General features: G+C 58.1%; 23 protein-coding genes and 1 pseudogene. 17 read left to right on the top strand and 7 right to left on the bottom strand.

Annotation, left to right across the window (positions count from 1 at the left end; translation table 11 throughout):
- Window positions 1–153: 153 nt before the first annotated feature.
- The 5 genes from Q0562_RS10290 (at window position 154) to Q0562_RS10270 (ending at window position 3,311) form a co-directional block, all read left to right on the top strand.
- Window positions 154–396 carry a hypothetical protein gene (locus tag Q0562_RS10290; protein WP_298644097.1) on the top strand — a complete coding sequence of 81 codons (243 nt, stop codon included), beginning with the start codon at window positions 154–156 and terminating at the stop codon, window positions 394–396.
- 143 nt (window positions 397–539) lie between these two features.
- Window positions 540–1,268, top strand: a complete 729-nt coding sequence (locus tag Q0562_RS10285) for a glycosyltransferase family 2 protein (protein WP_298644096.1) — start codon at window positions 540–542, stop codon at window positions 1,266–1,268.
- A complete protein-coding gene (locus Q0562_RS10280; protein ID WP_298644095.1) occupies window positions 1,265–2,209 on the top strand; it encodes a glycosyl transferase family 2 in 945 nt (314 codons plus the stop codon). The genes Q0562_RS10285 and Q0562_RS10280 overlap by 4 nt, the downstream gene beginning before the upstream one ends.
- A complete protein-coding gene (locus Q0562_RS10275) occupies window positions 2,184–2,630 on the top strand; it encodes an acyl-CoA thioesterase (RefSeq protein WP_298644093.1) in 447 nt (148 codons plus the stop codon). Before Q0562_RS10280 ends, Q0562_RS10275 begins: the two co-directional genes overlap by 26 nt.
- Window positions 2,631–2,789: 159 nt before the next feature.
- Entirely contained in the window at window positions 2,790–3,311 is a 522-nt protein-coding gene (locus Q0562_RS10270) for a hypothetical protein (protein ID WP_298644092.1), read from the top strand.
- 121 nt (window positions 3,312–3,432) lie between these two features.
- Here Q0562_RS10270 and Q0562_RS10265 read toward each other — a convergent pair whose 3' ends face one another.
- Genes Q0562_RS10265 through Q0562_RS10255 form a run of 3 tightly spaced genes read right to left on the bottom strand, consistent with a single transcriptional unit; the run spans window position 3,433 to window position 9,375 of the window.
- Window positions 3,433–4,923: an efflux transporter outer membrane subunit gene (locus Q0562_RS10265; RefSeq protein ID WP_298644089.1), complete on the bottom strand. Its 1,491-nt coding sequence runs from the start codon at window positions 4,921–4,923 to the stop codon at window positions 3,433–3,435.
- Between the two features lie 17 nt (window positions 4,924–4,940).
- Complete coding sequence (locus Q0562_RS10260; protein WP_298644088.1) at window positions 4,941–8,123, bottom strand: efflux RND transporter permease subunit; 3,183 nt, start codon at window positions 8,121–8,123, stop codon at window positions 4,941–4,943.
- 10 nt (window positions 8,124–8,133) lie between these two features.
- Window positions 8,134–9,375: an efflux RND transporter periplasmic adaptor subunit gene (locus Q0562_RS10255; RefSeq protein ID WP_298644086.1), complete on the bottom strand. Its 1,242-nt coding sequence runs from the start codon at window positions 9,373–9,375 to the stop codon at window positions 8,134–8,136.
- A 147-nt stretch (window positions 9,376–9,522) separates the two neighbouring features.
- On the opposite strand from Q0562_RS10255, the gene Q0562_RS10250 reads away from it, so the two are divergent.
- From Q0562_RS10250 to Q0562_RS10235, 4 genes are all read left to right on the top strand, one after another.
- The gene (locus Q0562_RS10250) at window positions 9,523–10,119 is read left to right on the top strand and encodes a TetR family transcriptional regulator (RefSeq protein ID WP_298644084.1); all 597 of its coding nucleotides are present in this window, start codon (window positions 9,523–9,525) and stop codon (window positions 10,117–10,119) included.
- 85 nt (window positions 10,120–10,204) lie between these two features.
- Window positions 10,205–10,651, top strand: a complete 447-nt coding sequence (locus tag Q0562_RS10245) for a universal stress protein (RefSeq protein ID WP_366144760.1) — start codon at window positions 10,205–10,207, stop codon at window positions 10,649–10,651.
- Window positions 10,648–11,142: a hypothetical protein gene (locus Q0562_RS10240; RefSeq protein ID WP_298644081.1), complete on the top strand. Its 495-nt coding sequence runs from the start codon at window positions 10,648–10,650 to the stop codon at window positions 11,140–11,142. Before Q0562_RS10245 ends, Q0562_RS10240 begins: the two co-directional genes overlap by 4 nt.
- Before the next feature lie 70 nt (window positions 11,143–11,212).
- Window positions 11,213–11,962, top strand: coding sequence for an FKBP-type peptidyl-prolyl cis-trans isomerase (locus tag Q0562_RS10235; protein ID WP_298644080.1), 750 nt, complete (start codon window positions 11,213–11,215; stop codon window positions 11,960–11,962).
- 136 nt (window positions 11,963–12,098) lie between these two features.
- On the opposite strand, the gene Q0562_RS10230 is transcribed toward Q0562_RS10235, so the two are convergent.
- Both Q0562_RS10230 and Q0562_RS10225 read right to left on the bottom strand, forming a co-directional pair.
- Window positions 12,099–12,560, bottom strand: coding sequence for a SoxR reducing system RseC family protein (locus Q0562_RS10230; RefSeq protein ID WP_298644078.1), 462 nt, complete (start codon window positions 12,558–12,560; stop codon window positions 12,099–12,101).
- On the bottom strand, window positions 12,557–13,048 hold the full coding sequence (locus Q0562_RS10225; protein ID WP_298644077.1) for a metal-dependent hydrolase: 492 nt from the start codon (window positions 13,046–13,048) through the stop codon (window positions 12,557–12,559). The genes Q0562_RS10230 and Q0562_RS10225 overlap by 4 nt, the downstream gene beginning before the upstream one ends.
- Window positions 13,049–13,131: 83 nt before the next feature.
- On the opposite strand from Q0562_RS10225, the gene Q0562_RS10220 reads away from it, so the two are divergent.
- From Q0562_RS10220 to rpsI, 7 genes are all read left to right on the top strand, one after another.
- Window positions 13,132–13,512 (top strand): ABC transporter, encoded by a 381-nt coding sequence (locus Q0562_RS10220; RefSeq protein WP_298644074.1) that lies wholly within the window; start codon window positions 13,132–13,134, stop codon window positions 13,510–13,512.
- Between the two features lie 69 nt (window positions 13,513–13,581).
- Window positions 13,582–13,797 (top strand): 30S ribosomal protein S21, encoded by a 216-nt coding sequence (rpsU, locus tag Q0562_RS10215; RefSeq protein ID WP_298644071.1) that lies wholly within the window; start codon window positions 13,582–13,584, stop codon window positions 13,795–13,797.
- 14 nt (window positions 13,798–13,811) lie between these two features.
- Entirely contained in the window at window positions 13,812–14,261 is a 450-nt protein-coding gene (locus Q0562_RS10210) for a GatB/YqeY domain-containing protein (protein WP_298644069.1), read from the top strand.
- Between the two features lie 25 nt (window positions 14,262–14,286).
- On the top strand, window positions 14,287–15,987 hold the full coding sequence (dnaG, locus tag Q0562_RS10205) for a DNA primase (RefSeq protein ID WP_298644068.1): 1,701 nt from the start codon (window positions 14,287–14,289) through the stop codon (window positions 15,985–15,987).
- Between the two features lie 29 nt (window positions 15,988–16,016).
- A complete protein-coding gene (gene rpoD / locus Q0562_RS10200) occupies window positions 16,017–17,873 on the top strand; it encodes an RNA polymerase sigma factor RpoD (RefSeq protein ID WP_298644067.1) in 1,857 nt (618 codons plus the stop codon).
- Between the two features lie 642 nt (window positions 17,874–18,515).
- Window positions 18,516–18,947 carry a 50S ribosomal protein L13 gene (gene rplM, locus Q0562_RS10195; RefSeq protein ID WP_298644065.1) on the top strand — a complete coding sequence of 144 codons (432 nt, stop codon included), beginning with the start codon at window positions 18,516–18,518 and terminating at the stop codon, window positions 18,945–18,947.
- Between the two features lie 17 nt (window positions 18,948–18,964).
- Entirely contained in the window at window positions 18,965–19,351 is a 387-nt protein-coding gene (rpsI, locus tag Q0562_RS10190) for a 30S ribosomal protein S9 (protein WP_298644063.1), read from the top strand.
- A gap of 286 nt (window positions 19,352–19,637) precedes the next feature.
- Here rpsI and Q0562_RS10185 read toward each other — a convergent pair.
- Window positions 19,638–20,401, bottom strand: a pseudogene (locus tag Q0562_RS10185) (IS5 family transposase); the annotation flags it as partial.
- Window positions 20,402–20,543: 142 nt separating this feature from the next.
- Here Q0562_RS10185 and Q0562_RS10180 point away from each other — a divergent pair.
- A complete protein-coding gene (locus tag Q0562_RS10180) occupies window positions 20,544–21,440 on the top strand; it encodes a DUF1963 domain-containing protein (protein WP_298644061.1) in 897 nt (298 codons plus the stop codon).
- 187 nt (window positions 21,441–21,627) lie between these two features.
- On the opposite strand, the gene Q0562_RS10175 is transcribed toward Q0562_RS10180, so the two are convergent.
- On the bottom strand, window positions 21,628–21,812 hold a 185-nt coding region (locus tag Q0562_RS10175), incomplete at its 5' end, for a transposase (RefSeq protein ID WP_298644059.1).

The following is a 21,812-nucleotide window of genomic DNA, read 5'->3' as shown; positions in this document are numbered from 1 at the left end:
ACGACGACGCCACGACAGAAGGGAAAAACGTAGAGACGGTGCCTGTAACGTCTCAAAAAACAAACTGTGTGATTACCCCGCCCGCCGCCCGCACTCGTCGCCAGCGGCAGAAACCGCTACGATTGCGCCATACCAACCGCCATAATTCCTGCCATGCCCCGCTATCAGCTCGACAGTATTCGTTGCCACGCCTTTGGGCAATACCCCATTACCATACGGCGCCAAGACGGACACATCATCACGACGACTGCCCTTGTGGTGCATCATCCACAAAGCCGGATTGATACGGTCAATTTCAGCACGGACGCTATCGGCACCACGATCATGCAGGATTATCTTGATTGTAAAGCCCTCGTTGCCGCCATCATGGCCTTCCACCGCGCCCAAAAGTTATGAAACCTTAACCCCGAACCTCAACGACCCCCGCAGCCGTGGCTGGGGCGGTCGCACCTATCAACGCTGGCTAGACAAATTGCCCTTTCTCAACGCCGCCATCTACACTGTCATCCTCATCCACCTGCTCACAACCTGACTCAGCCATGCACCCCATCGCCCTCATCCCCCATTACAACCACGGCGGCACCCTCGCCGCCGTTACTGCTGCCCTGCGCGCGCTTGACCTACCCGTCCTCATCGTTGATGACGGCTCAAGCGCTGCCGGTCTGGCCGCCGCGCAAGCCCTCGCTGCCGGTAATCCCGCCGTCCATCTCCTCGCCCGCGCCAAAAACGGCGGCAAAGGCGCCGCCGTCAAGGACGGCATCCGCTGGGCGGCGGCGCACGGCTACAGCCACGCCTTGCAGGTGGACGCCGACGGCCAGCACGACCTCGCCGACGCCGCCCGCTTCCTTGCCGCCGGACGCTCCAACCCGCAGGCGCTCGTCTGCGGCCGCCCTGCCTACGGCGACGATGCGCCGAAAAGCCGTCTTTACGGGCGCAAAATCACTAACTTCTGGCTGTGGGTTAACACCGGCAGCCGCGCCATCCACGACGGTATGTGCGGCTACCGCCTCTATCCCGTGGCCAGCACCGCCGCGCTCCTGCAACGGCACCGCTGCGGCGACCGCATGGATTTCGACATCGAAATCCTCGTTCATCACTATCGCCACGGCACGCCGCTCGTCTGGCTCGATACCCATGTCCGCTACCAGGCGGACGGTATCTCGCATTTCCACCTCTGGCGCGACAATCTGCGCATCAGCGCCATGCACGCCCGCCTCTTTTTCAGCGGTATCCTGTGGCGGCTGCAAAAGCTATGGCACAAAGCATGAACGACAACCACTGGGCCGCACAGCACGAACGCGGCAACCCGCTCGCCCTGTGGCTAACCACGCAAATCGTGCGCCATTTCCCCGCCTGGCTGCTGCCGCTTGCCGTCGCCATCATCAGCGGCTACTACTACGGCACCAGCCCGCGTGCGCGACGCAACATCGTCCGCTACCAGCGCCGCCTCGTCGCCAGCACCCCCGGCCTGCACCTGCCGCGATTTGCCGCCTACCGGCAAATCCGCAGCTTCGCCGAAGCGATTGCCGACCGCTTCGCCGTGTGGCAACGCCGCCTCACCTACCGCGACCTCACCGTCTCCGACCCGGACAACATCTACCACCGCATGGATCACCCCGCCGCCGGTGCGCGCGGTGAAATCCTGCTGTGCAGCCACCACGGCAACATGGAAATCTGCCGCGCGCTGGTCGCCCATCACCAACATTTCGCGCTAAACATCCTCGTCCACAACAAGCACGCGCCCGCCTACAACCGCGCCCTGCAAAAAGCGGGCGCCGACGACATCCGCATGATTCAGGTAAGCGAACTCGACGCCGCCATCATGCTCGAACTGCAACAGCGCGTGGAGCGCGGCGAATGGCTGGCAATCGCCGCCGACCGCGTGCCGCTGCGCGGCGAAAAGACCGTGCGCGTCCCCTTCCTCGGCGACGATGCTGTCTTCGCGCAGGGGCCGTGGCTGCTCGCCGGACTCCTGAGCACTCGCCTCAACACCCTCTTCTGCCGCAAAGAGCATGGCCGCTACCACCTGCATCTCGCCAACTTCGCCACAAGCATCACCTGGCAGAAAAGCACCCGCCACGCCGTCATCCGCGACGCTGCCGCGCGCTACGCCCGCCTGCTTGAAGACGAATGCCGCCGCGCACCGCTGCAATGGTTCAACTTCTACGACTTCTGGAACGACGATGAAAAACGCCCGCCTCATCCTTGAATACCCGCACCACATCCCCTTCTTCGACGTGGACAGCATGCATATCGTCTGGCATGGTCACTACATCAAATACCTCGAACTGGCGCGCTGCGCCTGGCTCGACCGCCTGGATTACGGCTACGCACAAATGGCGGCAGCAGGCTACGGCTGGCCCGTCGCCCAACTCAACCTCAAATACGTCCGCCCGGCACGCTTCGGCCACCACATCACCATCCGCACCGGCCTGCGCGAATACGAAAGCTGCCTGAAACTCGACTACACCATCCACGACCGCGACAGCGGCGAATTGCTCACCAAAGCATCCACCATGCAAATCGCAGTGCGCCTTGATAACGGCGAAACCCAGTACCAAACCCCCACCGACTGGCAGGCTCGTATCCACGCGGCGCTGGCGCGTGAGGCAGCGGACGGACAGTGGTAGAAAACGGGCGCATTCCGCCATAGCCGTTTCCAATAGGACCGAAACCAGACGGCGAGCCGAAGGGCGCACAGATAAGTACGCGAGACAAGCCAACACTGTATTGGTTCTCTGGGGAACGGCTATAAAATGCGCACTCCGCAAACACGAAACCCAAGACCGATGAAACACAAAAACCAACTGGCGCTAGCCGCCTGGAACCTGCAAGCCCTCAGCGACGACTCCCGCGTCGCCGCCTTCCTCACCGCCCACGAAGGCGGCGATATCCACGCCCAGGTGCGCGCCCTGCTTGAACGGCTCGCCCAGGGACAAAACGCTCAAGAACAGGCCGCCGCCCTGTACGACAGCCTGATTGACTACCTCTGGCATGACAGCGACGACGATAACGGCGAGCAAGGTGCGCTTGAACTGCTCTCCGCTGTGGAAAGCCTCTGCCGCGATATCCTCTACGGCGGCGACCGTGCCCTGCGTCGCGCCGAACAGGCGCTGGACTACCGCCTCGACTACCTCAATGAAAGCACGGCCAGCGGTGACGACAACCCCTACCCGGCCATCATCCGCGAACTGCGCGAACAGCGTAGCGGCCTTGCCAAAGCTGCCAGCAGCGGCAAAGCCCCACGCCCGACGAGCGGCGGGCGGGAAAGCCTGCTGGCATTGGTAACGGTTGCTCCGCCGACTGCCTGACGGATACAGCGGCGGTTCGCTTCCTGTCGCTTACCTGATTGAGGGCTGAAGCCGCCCTATGCCGCTGTGTGGCGGCAGCCATAAAAAACCCGCCGGAAGGCGGGTCTTTTATGCCTGCGTGTCAGCGTTTTTTGATCCGGGGAGCAGCTTTATTGGCCTTCGCCGGCGTGGTGTCCTTGGCGGCATCAGGCGCCGTCACGCCGTATTCGTGCAGGCCGCCGCCCATGGCGATGTAGAGATCGACGTTGTTGGTGAGCATTTGCAGCTCGGTGGCGAGCAGGCCCTGGTCGCTGGCATAGCTTTCCCGCTGCGCGTCGAGGCGATCCAGCGCGGTGCTGATGCCTGCTTCAAAGCGCAGGTTTTCCAAACGCAGGCGGTCGGAGACGGCGGTGTTGCCGCGTCGTTGTGCTTCGTATTGTTCGGCCAGGGTTTTGCGCGCGGTGAGCGCGTCGGCGATTTCGTAGAAGGCGGTTTGCACGGTCTTCTGGTAGGTTTCGACGAGGATTTTCTGCTGCGCTTCGCTGATGTCCAGCGCGCGGTTGAGTTTGGCACGGTTGAAGATGGGGATGCTGATGCTCGGCGTGAAGTTCCAGCTGAGATTCGGCGCTTTGATCAGGTTGCCCAGTTCGGTGCTGCCGTAGCCGAGGCTGCCGGTGAGCGAGATGCTGGGGTAGAGTGCCGCGCGTGCTGCGCCGATGTCGCCGTTCGCCGCTTTGATTTTGTATTCGGCTTCGCGAATGTCCGGGCGGTGTTGCAGGGCGGCAGACGGGATGCCGGAGGGCAGGCGGATGTCGGCGAACTGGTTGCGCAGGTCGCCCGCCGGCGGCAGTTTGAGCTGGCTAACGGGTTTGCCGACGAGCAGCGACAGGGCGTTCAACGCCTGCTGGTGGCTGCGTTCGGCCTCGCTGTAACTGCTGCGCGCGCTTTCGATTTGCGCTTCGACGCCGCGCAGGTCGCCCGCCGTCATCAGCCCGGCGTCGAATTGCAGTTTGGAGAGGCGGTAGGTTTCCTGCCGGGTGTGCAGCACGTCTTCGGCAAGCTGCATTTGTGCGGCGGTGATGCGGGCCTGGTAGTAGGTTTTGGCGACCGCGCCGATGATGCTCAGTTGCGCGGCGTCGCGGGCTTCGCGAGTGGCGAGGTAGGTTTGCAGGGCTTTTTCGTTCAGCGATTTGACCCGGCCGTAGAAGTCGATTTCGTAGGCGCCGGTGGCAAGTCCCACGGTCCAGCTTTCGCCGATGACAGCCTGCCCGCTGCTGCTCAAATCGCGCGGGGTGCGGCTGCGCGCGCGCGCGCCCTGGGCGTTGACCGAGGGCAGGTAGTCGGTGCGCTGGATGCCGTATTGGGCTTCGGCAATTTCGATGTTGAGCGCGGCGTTTTTCAGGTCGTGGTTGTGCGCGAGCGCTTCGCTGATGAGCTGTTGCAGTTGCGGGTCGCGGAAGTATTCGCGCCAGCCGAGGGTATCGGCGGTGGGGGCGACAGCATTGCCCTGTTCGCCGATGGCGACTTCCATCCAGCTTTGCGGCAGGGCGACATCGGGCTGTTCGTAGTTGGGGGCGAGGGAGCAGCCCGCCAGCCACAAGGCCAGCGGGACGGGTTTCAGCAGGGTTTTCATGGTGCAATCCTTGTTCATCAGTAGGGCTGGTCTTCGCGGGTGGCGTATTTGTCGTGCACGCCGAGTTTGCCCGGGAAGAGTTTGCGGACGAGGACGAAGAAGATGGGGATCATGACGAGGCCGAGGAAAGTGCCGATGCTCATCCCCCAGAAGACGCTGGTGCCGATGGCGCGCTGGCTCGCAGAGCTGGCGCCGCTGGCGAAGTAGAGCGGGACGACGCCGAGGATGAAGGCAAGCGAGGTCATCACGATGGGGCGGAAGCGCAAATGTGCCGCTTGCAGTGCCGCCTGGATGCGGGTTTTGCCGCCTTCTTGCAGGTCTTTGGCGAACTCGATGATGAGGATGGCGTTTTTCACGGTCAGGCCGATGATGGTGATGAGGCCAACTTTGAGGTACACATCGTTGGCGAAGAGTTCGGCATTGCCGCCTGCCATCAGAGTGTTGAACCAGTTGCGGCCGAAGATGCCGCCGGTAGCGCCGAGGACGCCGAGCGGGACGACGAGGATAACGGCAAACGGAATGGACCAGCTTTCGTACAGCGCCGCAAGACAGAGGAAAACGGCGAGCAGGCTGAAGCCGAGGACGTACATTTGCTGATCACCTGCGCGCTGTTCTTCCAGTGCCAGCCCCGTCCATTCGAGGGCGAAGCCGGGTGGCAGGGCTTTGGTCAGCTCAACCATGGTGTTCATGGCATCGCCGGAGCTTTGTCCCTGGGCAGCGGAGCCGGAGAGTTGCATCGCCGGGTAGCCGTTGTAGCGGGTCGCCTGCATCTGCCCCTGTTCCCAGGTGAAGTTGGCAATGGCACCCAGCGGAACCTGTCCCCCCTTGGTGTTGGGGATGTCCAGTGATTTCAGCCCTTCTTCCTGCATCCGTGTCCCGGCATCGGCCTGCACAGTCACGCGTTGCAGGCGGCCGTTGTTAGGGAAGTCGTTGATGTAGGCGGAGCCGAAGTTGGTACCGAGGATGTTGGCGATGCTGCTGATGGTAACGTTTTGCGCGTAGGCGGCGTCACGGTTAATGTCGATGCGCAGTTGCGGCGCGTCTTCCAGACCACTGGGGCGGATTTGTCCGATCATGTCTTTTTTCTGCATCGCCATACCCATCAGCTGGTTACGCGCAGCAAGCAGTGCTGCGTGTCCCTGTCCGCCACGGTCTTCCAGCATCAAATCAAAACCGCTGGATGTGCCGAGTGAAGGAATGGCGGGTGGGCTGAGGGCAAAAATGGTGGCATCCCGAATGCCCATGAAGCCGCCCATCAGTTTGCCGGAAATGGCGGCGGCGGACTGATCGGGGCGGGTGCGCTCTTTCCAGTCTTTGAGGATGATAAAGGACATCCCCATGTTTTGCCCCGAGCCGCTGAAGCTGAAGCCCTGCACAGCAAACATGTTCTTGATTTCCGGAATGCCTTTAGCGACGTTCTCCATCTCTTTGAGCTTCTCGATGGTGCGCTCGGCGGTAGCACCGGTCGGCAATTGCAGGCTGGCGATGACGAAGCCCTGGTCTTCGTTCGGCAGGAACGAAGTGGGCAGGCGCAGGAAGAGGAAAGCGGCGCCGACGCCAACGCCCAGATAGATGACAAACATCAGGTAGCTGATACGGATGAAGCGGGCGATGGTCGCTTCATAGGCATGGGTAGCGGCTTTGACCGCGCGGTTGAACCAGCCGAAGAAGCCGCGTTTTTCGTGGTGATCATCACGCACGGGTTTGAGCATGGTGGCACAGAGGGCCGGGGTGAGGGTCAACGCCAGGAAGCCGGAGAAGCCGATAGAGCCAGCCATGACCAGCGAGAACTGGCGGTAGATGGCACCGGTCGAGCCGGACATGAAAGCCATCGGCAGGAAAACGACGATGTTGACCAGGGTGATGCCGACGATGGCGCCGGAAATCTGCCCCATGCTTTTGCGCGTCGCCTGATAGGGGGTGAGTTTTTCTTCCGCCATGAGGCGTTCGACGTTTTCCACCACGACGATGGCGTCATCCACCACAATCCCTATCACGAGCACCATCGCAAACATGGTGAGCACATTGATGGATAGCCCCAGCGGTGCCATCAAGGCTACCGCACCCATCAGGGAAATCGGCACGACGATGGCAGGGATGAGGGTGTAGCGGATGTTTTGCAGGAAGAGGAACATGACGATGAAGACCAGCACCATCGCTTCCATCAGGGTGTGCAGCACCTGTTCGATGGAGAGGCTGACGAAGAGTGAGGTGTCATACGGCGCTGACCAGCTCATGCCTTCCGGGAAATATTGTTGCAGTTCCGCCATGCGCGCCTTGACTGCTTTCGCTACTGCCACCGCATTACCGCTGTTCGACAGTTGCACGGCCATACCGGTAGTGGATTCGCCGTTCAGGCGGGCAGATGCCATGTACGACTCCTGACCAAGTTCGACATGGGCGACATCTTTCAGGCGCACGGTAGCGCCGCCCTCGGTACTCTTCAGGACGATATTTTCAAATTCGGCAACGTTGCGCAGCTGGCCGGGAACGTTGATGACTGCCGAAAAACTTTGTCCTGGTAAAGCGGGCAGCGAGCCGAGGCTGCCGGTCGGGATGGAGCGGTTCTGCGCGGCAATCGCAGCGGATACATCGGCGGCAGAGAGGTTATAGCCGCGCAGTTTTTCCGGATTGAGCCAGATGCGCATCGCGGTTTCCGCGCCGAAGAGGCGGATACCGCCAACACCGTCGATCCGTTGCAGTTCGGGGACGATGTTACGCTGGGCGTAGTCGCTCATTTCGCGCACAGTCAGGCTGGATTTTTCGCTGCGTTGCAGGGCGACTACCATGAGGAAGTTGGTACTTTGTTTGCCGACGGTGATGCCGTTTTGCGTGACCGTACCGGGCAGGCGGGACGTCACCTGCGACACGGCGTTTTGCACGTTGACCTGGGCGATGTCTTCATCGGTGCCGGAGACGAAGGTCAGCGACAATTCACCGCTACCACTGGCATCAGCAGATGCCTGCATATAGTCGAGGCCGTCAATGCCGTTCATCTCGCGTTCCATGATGGAGAGCACGGATTCTTCAATTTCGGCGGCACTTGCGCCCGGATAGCTGACACGTACGGTGATTTTGGGCGCGCTGACATTCGGATACTGCTCGACCGGCAAACGTTGCAGGGCAAGCAGGCCGGCGATAACGATAAATATCGCGACAACCCAGGCAAAAACGGGGCGGTTAATGAAAAACTTGGACATATTCCCCCCGTTACTGCGCGGCCGGTTTTTCGCCTACCGGTGTGGCGGGCTTGGCCTCAGGTTTGCCTTCGGCAGATTGCTGCGTGGCTGGCTGGCTGGCGGCGGGCTGCTGCGGCAGCGGTTTGCCGTCGTCACCGTAGATGACCGGGGTGATGTGGGTCGCGCCCGCCATCAGTTGCGACAGGGTATCGACCATCACCATTTCATTCGGTTTCAGACCCTCGCCGATAATCCACTGATTCTTGCGCTCGCCGACGACTTTCACCTCGCGGGTGGAAAAAGCGCCGTCTGCGGCAACCACGCGCAGCGTGTCTTTCGTGCCTCGCGTTACCGCACTTTGTGGCACGACATAAACATTTTGCAGCTGGCTTTGCGGGATGTCGGCGCGGACATACAGCCCGGGTAACAATTCACCGTCGGGGTTGGGGACTTCGGCACGCAGCAAGAGTTCGCCGGTGCCGGGATCAACTGTCTGATCGGCGAAGAGCAGGCGGCCCTTGTGCGGATAAGGCGTGCCGTCATCAAACGTAATCTGCACGGAAAAATCCACGCCCTTCATCGCGCCGGACTGAAATTCCTTCTTGATACGGCGCAAATCGGCGGCAGTCTGGGTGATGTTGACGTACATCGGGTCAAGCTGCTGAATCTTGGCCATGCTCACTGTACCATTCGGCGACACCAGCGAACCTTCAGACACATTGGACTTGCCAATCACGCCGGAAATCGGCGCCATCACCTTGGCGTACTGCACATTGATTTCCGCCTGCTCGATGCCCGCTTCCGCCGCCATGATATTGGCGGATGCCACCTTGACCTCGGCCAGCGCCTGATCATAGGTTTGGCGCGACACGGCCTTTTCCTTGACCAGCGGGGCGTAGCGGTTGGCGGTGCTTTGCGCCAATGCCTTGTTCGCCTCGGCTTGCGCCAGTTGCGCTTTGGCTGCTTGCAAATTGGCGAGATAGACCGCGTCATCAATCTGATAGAGCTGCTGCCCGGCGCGCACCATCGCGCCCTCTTCAAAGAGACGCTTCTGCACGATGCCGCTCACCTGCGGCTGGATTACCGCCTCACGCGAGGCTTCAAGGCGAGCCGGCAGGTTCTTCGTCTGCACCACTGTCTGCGGCTTGACGATAATCACCCCCGCCTGTGGCGGTTTCTGCTCACCGCCGCCCGGTCCCTGTTGCGCCAGAGCAGGATGCAGGCTGGCGGCGACAGCGACAGCAGCAAGCGCGCGTTTCAAACGAATCTCCATAAAGTTCCTCCCGGTTAACAATCAAAAAGCGGCGTCAACATGACAGCGCCATTAAAAAAGCAAGCGGCGTATTATATACAAGCCTGTATGTAAAACCAGCGGACTTGCTATACTGCGCCGCTGGCACACACCCCACAACGAACCCCCATGCGCCGAACCAAAAGCGAAGCAGAACAAACCCGTAACGCCATTCTTGACGCCGCCCTGACCCTCTTTGACGAACAGGGCTACACCCAGACCTCCCTGAGCAGCATCGCCCGCAAAGCCGGCGTGACACGCGGAGCCATCTACTGGCATTTTGAAAACAAAGACGAAATTCTTGTTGCCCTCGCCCAGGAACAATTCCACGACCTGATGCAGCAAAACGCCGATGCCATGCACCAACCGGACAGCTGGGACAGCATCGGCGACAATCTGAACACCTTCTTCCAGCAGCTCATCCGCCACCCCGTCCGCCTGCGCTTCTTCCGCGTCTTCCACCAGCACGGCTGCGCCCAGCCGCTCGCCCTGCTGCACCGCGACTACAAACTCATCTGGCAGCAGCAGTGCCATGAAATCGTCGAACGCGGCAAAGCCGAAGGCCGTTCCCGCACCGACACCGATCCCGATTACCTCTTTTTCCACATGGGCGTCATCTTCAGGGGGCTGGTGGAAATGTGCCTCGAAGAGCCCTACAATCCCCCGCTTGCCGCCCACATCGAACGCACCCTGAAAAACACCGTGACCATGCTGCGCACCTTGTGAGAACCGTACGGCGGCTGGGGCAGCATGTTAAAATATCCGCGTGGCGACACAAAAAGCCACGCCCGTCAACCAACAGGAGAACGCCATGCGCTACAAAAACGTCCTACTCGTCACCGACCTGCGTGAAGACAGCGACATCGTCGCCAGCCGTGCCAAATGCATGCTGGACAACCCCGACGCCAAACTGCGCGTCCTGCATGTCATGGAAGAGACTGTCCTCACCGCCGGCTACGAAATCGTCCCCATCATCCCGCTCAACAACAACGAAGACGAAATCATCTCCGGCGCACGCGCAAAAATGCAGGAACTCCTCGCGCGGCACAACATCATCGCCGACGACGCGCACGTCGAAACTGCCCTCTCCACCCGGCGCGGCATCCTTGACTACTGCAACAAAATCAAACCCGACCTCATCGTCATCGGCCGCCACGTCCGCACCGGTCTCGCCTCGCTCCTGGGTGCCACCGCCGACGACATCCTGCCCGGCGTCAACTGCGATGTCCTCGTCGTCAAACTCGGCGAACCCGTATGACCCGACCCGTCAACGTCCAGCGCTGCGCCGACATTAACCTGTCGGCGCTTTCATCATTACTGGGCGAATATGGCCTCAACGTTGAACTGCTGCCCGTAGAAGCCGACATCCCCGGCAGCTACTGGGGCGCACCGGAAGCCGGCCTCGTCAAAAACACCCTCTACATCCGCCCCGATACCCCCACCCATTCCGCCCTGCACGAAGCCGGGCACTGGATCTGCATGGACGACGCGCGCCGCGCCAACCTGCACACCGATGCGGGCGGTACCGTGCTGGAAGAATGCGCGGTGAACTACCTGCAAATCCTGCTCGCCGAAGCCCTGCCCGACGTTGGCCGCGCGCAAATGCTCGCCGACATGACCGCCTGGGGCTACAACTACCGCGAAGGCAGCGTATATGCCTGGCTCGAAGGCGACGCCATCGACGCCATCCGCTGGCTGCAAGAACACCGTCTCATCGACGCTGCGCGGCAAAGAATTACCCAACCTTAAACCCCCCGGCCGCGCCGACTGTGGCATACTGCGCGCCGTTTTTTCATCAATCTTCCCAAGGAGAGAACGCATGACAAACCAGAAAATCCTGCTCGCCGCCGCACTGGCCGCCGCTGTCGGCAGCGCTCAGGCCGTTGACCTCAAAACCGACGCCGACAAAGTCGGCTACGCCATCGGCGTGGACATGGGCAGCACCGTCAAAGAAATCGGCGGCAAAAACGTCAACATCGACGCCCTCGTCGCCGGCTTGAAAGACGCCTTCGAAGGCAAAGAACCGGCGATGAGTGCCGAAGACATGGACAAAACCATGAAAACCTTCGCCGAAGCGCGCATGAAAGATATGCAGGCCCAATACGAAAAAGAAATCGCCGCCAATGCCGAAGCGGGCAAGAAATTCCTTGACGAAAACGGCAAGAAAGACGGCGTGAAAACCACCAAGAGCGGCCTGCAATACAAAGTCGAAAAAGAAGGCAAAGGGGTCAAACCGACCGAAAAAGACAGCGTCACCGTGCACTACGAAGGCCGTCTGCTGGACGGCACCGTCTTCGACAGCTCGCTGGAACGCAAAGAACCTGTCACCTTCGGCGTCACCGACGTTATCCCCGGCTGGGTGGAAGGCCTGCAACTGATGCCAGAAGGCAGCAAATACACCTTCTACATCCCCTCCAACCTCGCTTACGGTGAAACCGGCGCCCCGCCGAGCATCCCGCCGAACGCCACTCTCACTTTCGATGTCGAACTGCTGAAAGTCGGCGCTGCGGACACTGCCAAGGCAGACGCCAAACCGGCCGAAGAGAAAAAAGACGAAGCGAAAAAATAATCCGCTTCTCCTTCAACAAAAAAACGGCATCTGCGGATGCCGTTTTTTGTGCGCACGGTTTTTTTTGCGTGAGAAGGTCTGCCACCCAATACTCTTCCCTTCGACGGATTCCGGTCTAATCCTGGCGCCGGGCGATTCATCTGTGCGGTTGATTGTAGCGGCAGGGGCGGGCGGCACTGCCGCGCGCGCGTTCAAGACGCAGGCAGCGGGTGATGATGCGGTGGCGCAGCGGGCGGGTAACAAGCGGGGTGGCAAGGACGGCGGCGGTGGCGGCAAGTATCTGCCAGCCTTCGTGCCAGGGCCGAGTGAGTGCGAGGGTGGCGATGAAAGCAAGGAGCGGTAAGCCGTAAGTCAGCGCGGCGCCGAGATTGAGGCCGGCCGAAGTCAGGTGCAGTTCGGCAGTGTCGCCGCTGTGCCAGTCGCCGTTATTCACCAGGGTGATGGGTTGTCCGCGCCTGAAGCCGCGAAACCACGGGCGACCGCCGCAGCCGTTGCCTTCGGCGCAGCGTTTGCATTCGCGGATGTCATCTACGAGGGCGAGCCGGACGGTAGCGGCGTCGGCGGCGAGAATGCGGACGCGGATGGTGTTGTCGGTCATAGGCGGCACTTTTGGCGGTAAAGGATGCCCGCCCATAGCCACAAGGCGAGTTCGGGCAGGAAAGTCGGATGCAGGATGAAATTGAGCCACCACGGCTGATAACGCGCGGTGATGGTGAAAAGCGAGTAAGCACCGTCATGCCACGGCATCAGCCAAAAGATATCGCCGACAATGCTGTCAAGGCCGATATGGACGCAGCCGTTCACGGCGGTGAGCAGCAGGATGGCGGCAGCAGTGTTGCGGCGGTAATGACGATAGCAGGCGGCGGTCACGAGCAGCGCCAGCCAGAGCACGGGCCAGTGCGCCGGGTAGCGGTGATGATGGACGTGGCCGTGGTCAATGAAATAAAACCAGAGCATGTCAATGTCGGGCAGCAGACCGCCGATGATGCCGATAAACAGCCATTGCCAGGTGGGCAGGCTTGGCGGTTTGAGGCGGATGAGCAAGCGGGCGGTGATGTAACCGGCCGGGGCGTGGGCGGTGAGCATAAGCGGGTAGCGAAGACGGGCAGGGCGCGGATTATAGCCGCTTGTGCCATAATGCGCCGCCTTGTGTGGAAGAGGGAACGGCAGTGTCGCGGCAGAAAAAAGGGTTTTATTTGACGTTGGCGTCGCTTGTGGCGCTGATCGGCATATATGCGGCGGCGCTGGTGCTGTTCCGCACCGCGAATGTGTTGCAAATGTTCCTCGGTCTGCTGCTGACCTTGCTGCCGCTTCTGTACTGGCTGCCGTTTGTCTGGCGGCGGCAGGGCAAGGCATTTGCGGTACTCGCCCTCTTCGCGCCGCTGCATCTCTTCTTCGGCGGGGTGATCTGGCTGTGGGGGCATCCCTTTTGGGGGGCAGCCATCTGTTTCTGTGCGGTTTTGTTGCAAACCGGCACGATTATGCACAACTATGACGACAGCCGCCGCAAGGCGCGCAAAGCAGCGCGGCGGGCAGGAAAAGTCCGTTGATTTTTAAGACGACACCACTATAATGCGCGCCTTTCTTATGTAATTTTTTTCATCTTATCGAGGAAACTAATGCCAAGTGTAAAAGTACGCGACAATGAACCGTTCGACATCGCCCTGCGCCGTTTCAAACGTTCTGTGGAAAAAGCCGGTGTGCTTGCCGAAGTCCGCAGCCGTGAGTTCTACGAAAAACCGACCCAGGAACGCAAGCGCAAGCTTGCCGCTGCCGTCAAACGCAACGCCCGCCGCCTGAAAAAAGAACGCGGCCGCTTCGAGCGTCTCTACTAAACGTACCCAGCACCATGAGCATCCGGGAAAACGTCAATGCCGCCATCAAGACGGCGATGGTCAACAAGGACAAGGCCACCCTGCAAACGCTGCGCCTGATTAGCGCGGCGTTCAAGCAGATTGAAGTTGATCAGCGCGTTGAAATTACTGATGACATCGCCCTGCGCGAGCTGGTGCGCCAGGTCAAACAGCGTCAGGATGCGGCGAAACAATACCGTGATGCTGCCCGCCTCGACCTCGCCGAACATGAAGAAGCGGAGATTGTTATCATCCGGCAGTTCCTGCCGCAGGCACTCGGCGAAGACGAAATCCGCGCCGAAGTGGACAAAGCATTGGCTGCATCCGGCCTGCCACGCGCGATGACATCCATGAAGCCGCTGATGGCGGTGCTGAAACCCGAACTGGAAGGCCGCGCAGATATGGCTTTTGTCAGCCAGTACCTGCGTACATTACTACAATCCTGAGCCGGAGGCCGCCCGGCGGCTGCCGATGGCAAAACGCATCCCCAAACCGTTTATTGACGAACTGACAGCGCGCACTGACCTACTCGCGCTGTTATCCACGCGGATAACCTTTACCCGCAAATCAGGCAACAATCACTGGGCCTGCTGCCCGTTTCATCAAGAAAAAACGCCCTCGTTCAGCGTCAACCTGCAAAAAGGTTTTTACCACTGCTTCGGCTGCGGCGTCAGCGGCGACGCTATCCGTTTCCTGATGGATTACGACAACCTGCCTTTCCCCGAAGCCGTTGAGCAGTTGGCGGCCTTCAATAGGCTGGAAGTCCCTTACGAAGAGGATGGACACCACTACGACGCGCAGGAAAAAGACCGCTACGACCTCGGTTTGGAATGCCTTGCTGATGCCGCTGCCTTCTTCCACGAGACCTTTTACAGCGACAGCGGGAAGGCGGCACGTGATTACCTGCGCCGACGTCATTTGCGAAAACAGACCGTCGATACCTTCATGCTCGGCTATGCCCCGGCCAACAACGCCCTCCTGACCCAACTCGGCAGCAAATATCCGCTGCAACTGTTACAGGATGTTGGTTTGGTTGGCAAAAAAGATGACCACTATTACGACTGGTTCCGCGAACGCGTCATCTTCCCCATCCACAACAGCAAAGGCAAAATTATTGCCTTCGGCGCGCGCGCGATGGGCGATGCCCAGCCGAAATACCTCAACTCGCCGGAAACCCCCTGGTTCAACAAACGCTTCGAGCTGTACGGACTCTATCAGGCAATGCAAACGCGCGAACGCACCCTGCTCGTCACCGAGGGCTATATGGATGTCATCAAACTGCACCAGCACGGCGTAACCAATGCCGTCGCCGCCCTCGGTACCGCCATCGGCGACAGCCACATCAGCCAACTGAAAAAACGTGCCGACAAAACCTACTTTTCCTTCGACGGCGACAGTGCCGGACAAAAAGCGGCACGCAAAGCGCTGGAAGCCGTTTTCGCCCAGCATGACAAGCGGCACGAATGGCGCTTCATGTTTATGCCGGCGGGTGAAGACCCTGATTCGCTCGTCGAAAAATCGGGTGTACAGACCTTCCGTCAACTGATGGACGCCAGTCTGCCTGCCTCCGCCTACCTGCTGCAAGTGCTGGGTGACGGCGCAGGGACGCAGCGCAGCGCCGAAGCACAGGCCGGACTGGCGGGTGAAGCACAACGCTGGCTCGGTCTGCTGCCCGCCGGTGACTACCGTGAAATTCTGCGTAACCAAGTGATGAAACATTTCGATCTGCCGGTGCTTACCCTCGGCAACGCAGCCAATAACCCGGCTTACCGCGCCGAACGCGATACATCTCCCTACCATGCCCGCGATACCGTCATCACCAAGCCCAAAGACAAAGGCATCCGCCTGATGGCACACCTGCTGCTGCAACCGCAAAGCGCCCTGCCGTTGCGCCGCTGGGAATACCCTCCGCAAGACGGCGAACTGCAACTTTTTTGGTTGCTGTGCTACACCCTGCAAAGCAGCGGCGCAGACGAAGCACAAACCGCCGCCTTTCTGAGGACGCACGACGTGTACGACGGCGTCGCCTCCGCCGCGCACCTGCTCGGCCGCCTGAGCACGGAACAACAGCGCGACGAATTCACCGCCATGCTGGCCACTATCCGCGGCAACCACGCCCGCCAGCAGGCACGTCTTGAAAAATTTAGCGCTGCCCACATAAAACAGGGCTGATTTCCACTGCAACAACAACGGGATAAACCATGAGCGAATTTGAGCAAGAACAAGAACACGAAGAATACGACGTCCAGGACGAAGTCAAAGAACTGCTCGCCCGTGGACGCGAACAAGGCTTCCTCACCTACGAAGAAATCCACGAAGCCCTGCCGGAACACGCTCTCGAAGGCGACAAATACGACGAAATGATCGCGCTCATCGTCGAAATGGGCATCGACGTCGTCGAAAGTGCTCACGAAGACGGCGACGTCATCGCCAACAACGAAGAAGAAGAAGTCCCTACTGCCGCCTCGCTCAACGAAGCCGAGATTGGCCGCACCACCGATCCCGTCCGCATGTACATGCGTGAAATGGGCGCCGTTGACCTGCTCACCCGCGAAGGCGAAATTGCCATCGCCAAACGTATCGAAGCCGGGCTCAACACCGTGCAGCAAACATTGGCCGAATTCCCGCTGGCTGTCTCCGCCCTGCTCGAAGAATTTGCCAAAACCGAAGCGGGTGAAATCCGCCTGGGCGACCTCGTCAACGGCTATGGTGACCCCTATGCCGATAAAACCGAAGAAATCCTTGCCGGTGCCGACGAAGACAGCGAAGATGAAACCGCCATCAACGGCAGTGACGACGAAGACGACGACAGCAGTACCCCGCCCGAAGAAACGGCAGACAGCCAGGACACCCTTATTGAAGCGAGGGAAAAACTCGTCGAACTCGCGGCCATCCACAAAAAACTCATGACCGCACTCGGCAAAGGCAAGGCGCTGGACGACAAAAAAAACCAGAAATTGCACGGCGAAATCAAAGAATACATCGCGGCCTTCTCCTTCCCGCAAAAAACCATCGACCTGATGGAAGCCCAGCTCAACATCCCCAACGAAGAAATCCGCGCCATCGAACGCCGCCTGATGCGTCTCATCATCGAGCGCGCCGGCATGCCGCGCAAAACCTTCGTGCAAGAATTCCCCGGCAACGAAACCAACCCCGACTGGATCGTCGCGCAAAGCAAACAGCGGCGCAAATACGCGGAAAAACTGAAACCGCTTATCACCGAAATCCAAGTCGAACAAGAAAAATACCTCGACATCGAAAAACGCTACCGCATGAGCATCATCCGGCTCAAAGACATCCACAAGCGCCTCTCCATCGGCAAAGCACAGGCCAAACGTGCCAAAGAAGAAATGGTCGAAGCCAACCTGCGCCTCGTCATCTCCATCGCCAAAAAATACACCAACCGCGGCCTGCAATTCCTCGACCTCATCCAGGAAGGCAACATCGGCCTGATGAAAGCGGTGGACAAATTCGAATACCGGCGCGGCTTCAAATTCTCCACCTATGCCACCTGGTGGATCCGCCAAGCCATCACCCGCTCCATCGCCGACCAGGCGCGCACCATTCGCATCCCGGTACACATGATCGAAACCATCAACAAACTGAACCGCATCTCGCGCACCTTGGTACAAAAAAACGGTCGCGACCCGACCCCGGAAGAACTGGCGGCAGCGATGGACATGCCGGAAGAGAAAATCCACAAGGTACTGAAAATTGCCAAAGAACCCATCTCGATGGAAACCCCGATCGGCGATGACGAAGACTCGCATCTCGGCGACTTCATCGAAGACGCAAACGTCATGTCGCCGCTGGAAGCCGCGACCACACGCGGCCTTTCCGAGGCAACCAACGAAGTGCTGGCCTCGCTCACCCCGCGCGAAGAACGTGTATTGCGTATGCGCTTCGGCATCGATATGAACACCGACCACACCCTCGAAGAAGTGGGGCGGCAGTTCGACGTGACGCGTGAACGCATCCGCCAGATCGAAGCCAAAGCCCTGCGCAAACTGCGCCACCCGAACCGTTCGGAACTGCTGAAAAGCTTCCTCAACGACTGACCCAAATCCCCGTTCCGGCGGGGATTCTTAGAATTACTAGTGTTCCGACAAGGTCGCTGATAGGGGTAGTAAACAGAGACCAAAAAGGCAACAGGCAGATGTGTTACGGTGTGCCTGTATAGTCGTTTCAAACAGCAATGAGACAAGGCGGCGAGCCGAGGACAGTACAGATAGTACGGCGCGGGTTTCCCATTAAACGCGCTGCGCGCTTTTTATGGGAAACCCGATCAGGCAAGCCAACGCCGTATCATTTCTATCTGAAACAGTCACAAATGGTGACCAAATCAAGGCAAAGAAACCTGGCAGGAAAGCACGAAGTTTATTCGGCGCAGATTTTGGCTCGGTTGATCGTGTTGTTCTGAGGGATCAGGCCGGTGGATCTGTCAGGCAGGTAACCGCTTGATTTATCGGAGGTTAGGAAGAATTCGGGATGAAGGACTTTTTGCCGCGCACGAAGGCATCTTCTATAAGAAGTAGGAAACTATAATTTTTACAATATGATAGGAATGTCATCTATTGCATCAAACGCAATGATGGTGCGTTGGTTAAGCAAGATATTTTCTTGCCAATATCTTGGTGTTGCATAAAAATGGGAAACTATGTACAATCGTCGCCTTAATTTTGTGTGGAGATTATTTTCCGATGTTCAAAACCCATATTGCAAAGCCCAGTACTGTGGCGCGAGAGTGGTATCTAGTTGATGCTGCGGGAAAAACCTTAGGCAGACTTGCTAGCGAAATTGCCTTGCGTCTACGAGGCAAGCATAAACCAGAATTTACACCTAATATAGACACTGGTGACTATATCATTGTCGTTAATGCCGATAAACTGAGCGTTAGTGGAAAGAAGCGAAAAAACAAGATTTACCATCATCATACCGGCTATATCGGCAATTTAAAAAGCATTAGTTTTGATGACTTGCAGGAAAAAAGACCAGGAAGAGTTCTTGAAATAGCTGTCAAGGGAATGTTGCCCCAAGGGCCATTGGGAAGAGCAATGCTGAAGAAATTGAAAATTTATGCAGGAGAAATGCATCAACATTCAGCTCAACAACCGCTTCATCTAGATATTTAAAGAAAGGATAAAAGATAATGGAACAATATTATGCCACCGGCCGTCGAAAAACTTCTGCAGCGCGCGTCTTCCTGCGACAAGGGAGTGGCAACATTATTATTAATAACAAGCCTCTAGACGAGTATTTTAGCCGAGAAACTGCGCGTATGGTCGTCTGTCAGCCTCTAAGTTTAGCAAATATAAAAGATAAATTTGATTTTTATATTACGGTTAATGGGGGAGGTATTAGCGGGCAGGCTGGAGCTATTCGCCATGGAATCGCACGTGCATTACGTGCATATGATGAAGAACTGCGATTACCGTTACGTCAGGCTGGATACTTAACTCGTGATGCTCGTAAAGTTGAGCGGAAAAAAGTCGGCTTACATAAAGCACGTCGCGCAACCCAATTCTCCAAACGTTAATTTTTATAATAGGTTCTGTTGACAATCAGTATTGCGACGACTTTTGACAGAAAGTCGTCATCTACTGACTGATTAAAAATGCTCGCAGTCTAATCTTCCTGCGTTTTTGTTTCGCATCTGCTGTTTTGCCATAACCGCTCTGTAAGGCAAATATCAACGAGCCTTATCTACTTCTCGTAACTAATCTTTGGAGGGTGGGCGCAACTCTGTTCCGACTCGCTCCCGTTGAGGGCAACGCCCTGCGGGGTGTTTCTCTAAGAACAATATGCATAGTCTTTGTAGCAGGGATTCCCAAGAAAGCCAAAACGACCATCTGCAAGCCGGTACTCAACTTACGCTCGCAGTTTTTCCACAGTCGCCTGTTCTTTTCCAGCCGGGAAAAACTGCGCTCTACCACCCACCGCTTCGGCAATACCTTAAACCGGTGCAATTCGTTGCGTTTGGCAATCTCTACCCCCGCACCAATCAACTCCTGCACCGACGAAGCAAATGCCTTACCCGTGTAACCACCGTCGGCAAGGACTTTTTGCACCGCGCCAGGATTATCCCGCTCATGTTCCAATGCCGGCAGGCAGCCTTTTCTATCCGTAACATCCGCCGTCGTCACCGCCAGGGCATGCGGCAAACCCTGCGTGTCAACCGCTAGGTGTCGCTTGATGCCGCTCACTTTCTTGCCGGCATCGCAGCCTTTTTCCATGGCGGCATCCTTATTCTTCACACTCTGCGCATCAACGATCAGGAAAGTGGTTTCTTCATGGCGCCCCCGCTTGCGACGCGCGGCAACCACCTGATTTTTTTAATGCTTCCTCAAGGAGGCTGATGCCACTCTTGCGGGGCTCGGTCCATCTCTGGAAATAGGAATGGACGGTGCGCCATTTGGGAAAATCGCCCGGCAAAGCGCGCCAGGAGCAGCCAGTGCGTTGCAGATAGAGAAACATCGTACAAGTCCACTTTACGCGGTGCTGTGCGTTTACGGGCACTTTCCAGCAGGGGAAGGAGAGGCGCAAATTGCTCGCGACTGATATCGCTTGGGTAGATTTTTCTGTTCATACCGATAGATTACAGCAGAAACTATGAACACGTTCTCAAAAAAAGCACCCGTTTTGCCCATTACGCCTTTTTCAGCGGGTTTTATTTTTTTTGTCGTGTACGAAGGAGCATACTTTTTAGAACACTACCGAAAGGAGAAATAATGCGCATACCTGACCATCCCCTTCTCGCCCCCTACAAAGCGGCCATTCTCGCTGCCGAGAAACCCACTGCCGAAATCATCCTCGAGCCCTGCGGCAATTTGACCTTAAGCCAGAGCAAAATCGGCGGGCTGCCCTATCTGCCACCTGACGCAGAATACCCACGCAACTCCTACGGCCAGCCGCTGACCCTGCTCGCACAAATCAACTTCGCCGAAATGCCGCCGCTGCCGGATTTTCCAACAAGCGGCATCCTGCAATGGTTTATCAACCTGCATGGCTTCTTCAACTGTTGGGGCTTAGATTCCAAAAATCCGCTCAACCAAGACGGTTTTCGCGTGCTGTATTATCCCGAAGTGCTGCCGGATGACGCGCTGGTGCAGGACTTCTCCTTTCTGGAAAACGTCCCGCCCGTGCCGCCGCCCAAGCGCAGCCTGTGGCGGCGCATCAAAGACTGGGGCATGGATGGCGAAAGCCATCCCCCGTTCGTTCATCCCTGCGCCATCCGTTTCCAATCCGGCAGCCAGTTTCCTTCGTTTCAAGACTGCACCCTGCACCTGCGCGGCGAAGGTGCGCCCGACATCACCTACGACAATTACGAACACGACGACGAAGCCGTCTGCGATGCCTATACCGAATTCGTATTTGCCGAAAGCGTTGCAGACAAACACGGCTACTACAACGGCGGCCACCGCATCGGCGGCTATCCCGAGTTTACGCAAGAAGACCCGCGCGCCCCGGTGCCGGCATTCCGCGAATACGTGCAGCTGATGCAGCTCGACAGCGACGACAAACACATCATGTGGGGCGATGCCGGTGTCGGCCACCTGTTCATCCATCCCAATGACCTGCGCCGCCGCGATTTTTCCCGCGTGATGTATAGTTGGGATTGTTGTTGAGTAACCGAAGTTCCGCAACCTAGAGCGTACATCCATCACACGCACCTGCCGCTAGGTTATGTCGCAACATAACAGGTCTGCATAGATTACAAGCAATTAGAATGCAGCAAAACAGCGATCTTTCCCCCGCTTGGCGCTAAACATAATGATGAAACTGATATCAATCCCAACAATTATAGTTAAATCTCTAATAAAGAGTAACAAGGATAAAGAACCAAAACAACAGGGCATTCACATCAGCCAACCGCCATTGTTTCCTCAACCGTTTTATCCATGCCCACGTCTTCTCTATCGGGTTGAAATCCGGGCTATAGGGTGGAAGCCACAGCACCGTATGCCCCTCGGCCTGCAACGCATCCAGCGTATCCTGCC

Origin of the sequence: uncultured Cardiobacterium sp. (assembly GCF_938028825.1) — a bacterium.
Taxonomy (GTDB): Bacteria; Pseudomonadota; Gammaproteobacteria; order Cardiobacteriales; family Cardiobacteriaceae; genus Cardiobacterium.
The sequence above is the reverse complement of the archived record's forward strand: the minus strand, read 5'-3'. Positions and strand labels throughout refer to the sequence as shown.

Coding starts and splice junctions, on each gene's coding strand:
- Q0562_RS10180 (WP_298644061.1), top strand. CDS start 20,544: ATGCGCATACCTGACCATCCCCTTCTCGCCCCCTACAAAGCGGCCATT.
- Q0562_RS10225 (WP_298644077.1), bottom strand. CDS start 13,048: ATGCTCACCGCCCACGCCCCGGCCGGTTACATCACCGCCCGCTTGCTC.
- Q0562_RS10285 (WP_298644096.1), top strand. CDS start 540: ATGCACCCCATCGCCCTCATCCCCCATTACAACCACGGCGGCACCCTC.
- rpoD (WP_298644067.1), top strand. CDS start 16,017: ATGAGCGAATTTGAGCAAGAACAAGAACACGAAGAATACGACGTCCAG.
- rpsI (WP_298644063.1), top strand. CDS start 18,965: ATGGAACAATATTATGCCACCGGCCGTCGAAAAACTTCTGCAGCGCGC.
- Q0562_RS10290 (WP_298644097.1), top strand. CDS start 154: ATGCCCCGCTATCAGCTCGACAGTATTCGTTGCCACGCCTTTGGGCAA.
- Q0562_RS10265 (WP_298644089.1), bottom strand. CDS start 4,923: ATGAAAACCCTGCTGAAACCCGTCCCGCTGGCCTTGTGGCTGGCGGGC.
- Q0562_RS10255 (WP_298644086.1), bottom strand. CDS start 9,375: ATGGAGATTCGTTTGAAACGCGCGCTTGCTGCTGTCGCTGTCGCCGCC.
- Q0562_RS10260 (WP_298644088.1), bottom strand. CDS start 8,123: ATGTCCAAGTTTTTCATTAACCGCCCCGTTTTTGCCTGGGTTGTCGCG.
- rpsU (WP_298644071.1), top strand. CDS start 13,582: ATGCCAAGTGTAAAAGTACGCGACAATGAACCGTTCGACATCGCCCTG.
- Q0562_RS10250 (WP_298644084.1), top strand. CDS start 9,523: ATGCGCCGAACCAAAAGCGAAGCAGAACAAACCCGTAACGCCATTCTT.
- Q0562_RS10210 (WP_298644069.1), top strand. CDS start 13,812: ATGAGCATCCGGGAAAACGTCAATGCCGCCATCAAGACGGCGATGGTC.
- Q0562_RS10275 (WP_298644093.1), top strand. CDS start 2,184: ATGAAAAACGCCCGCCTCATCCTTGAATACCCGCACCACATCCCCTTC.
- Q0562_RS10240 (WP_298644081.1), top strand. CDS start 10,648: ATGACCCGACCCGTCAACGTCCAGCGCTGCGCCGACATTAACCTGTCG.
- Q0562_RS10270 (WP_298644092.1), top strand. CDS start 2,790: ATGAAACACAAAAACCAACTGGCGCTAGCCGCCTGGAACCTGCAAGCC.
- Q0562_RS10280 (WP_298644095.1), top strand. CDS start 1,265: ATGAACGACAACCACTGGGCCGCACAGCACGAACGCGGCAACCCGCTC.
- Q0562_RS10245 (WP_366144760.1), top strand. CDS start 10,205: ATGCGCTACAAAAACGTCCTACTCGTCACCGACCTGCGTGAAGACAGC.
- Q0562_RS10235 (WP_298644080.1), top strand. CDS start 11,213: ATGACAAACCAGAAAATCCTGCTCGCCGCCGCACTGGCCGCCGCTGTC.
- Q0562_RS10230 (WP_298644078.1), bottom strand. CDS start 12,560: ATGACCGACAACACCATCCGCGTCCGCATTCTCGCCGCCGACGCCGCT.
- rplM (WP_298644065.1), top strand. CDS start 18,516: ATGTTCAAAACCCATATTGCAAAGCCCAGTACTGTGGCGCGAGAGTGG.
- dnaG (WP_298644068.1), top strand. CDS start 14,287: ATGGCAAAACGCATCCCCAAACCGTTTATTGACGAACTGACAGCGCGC.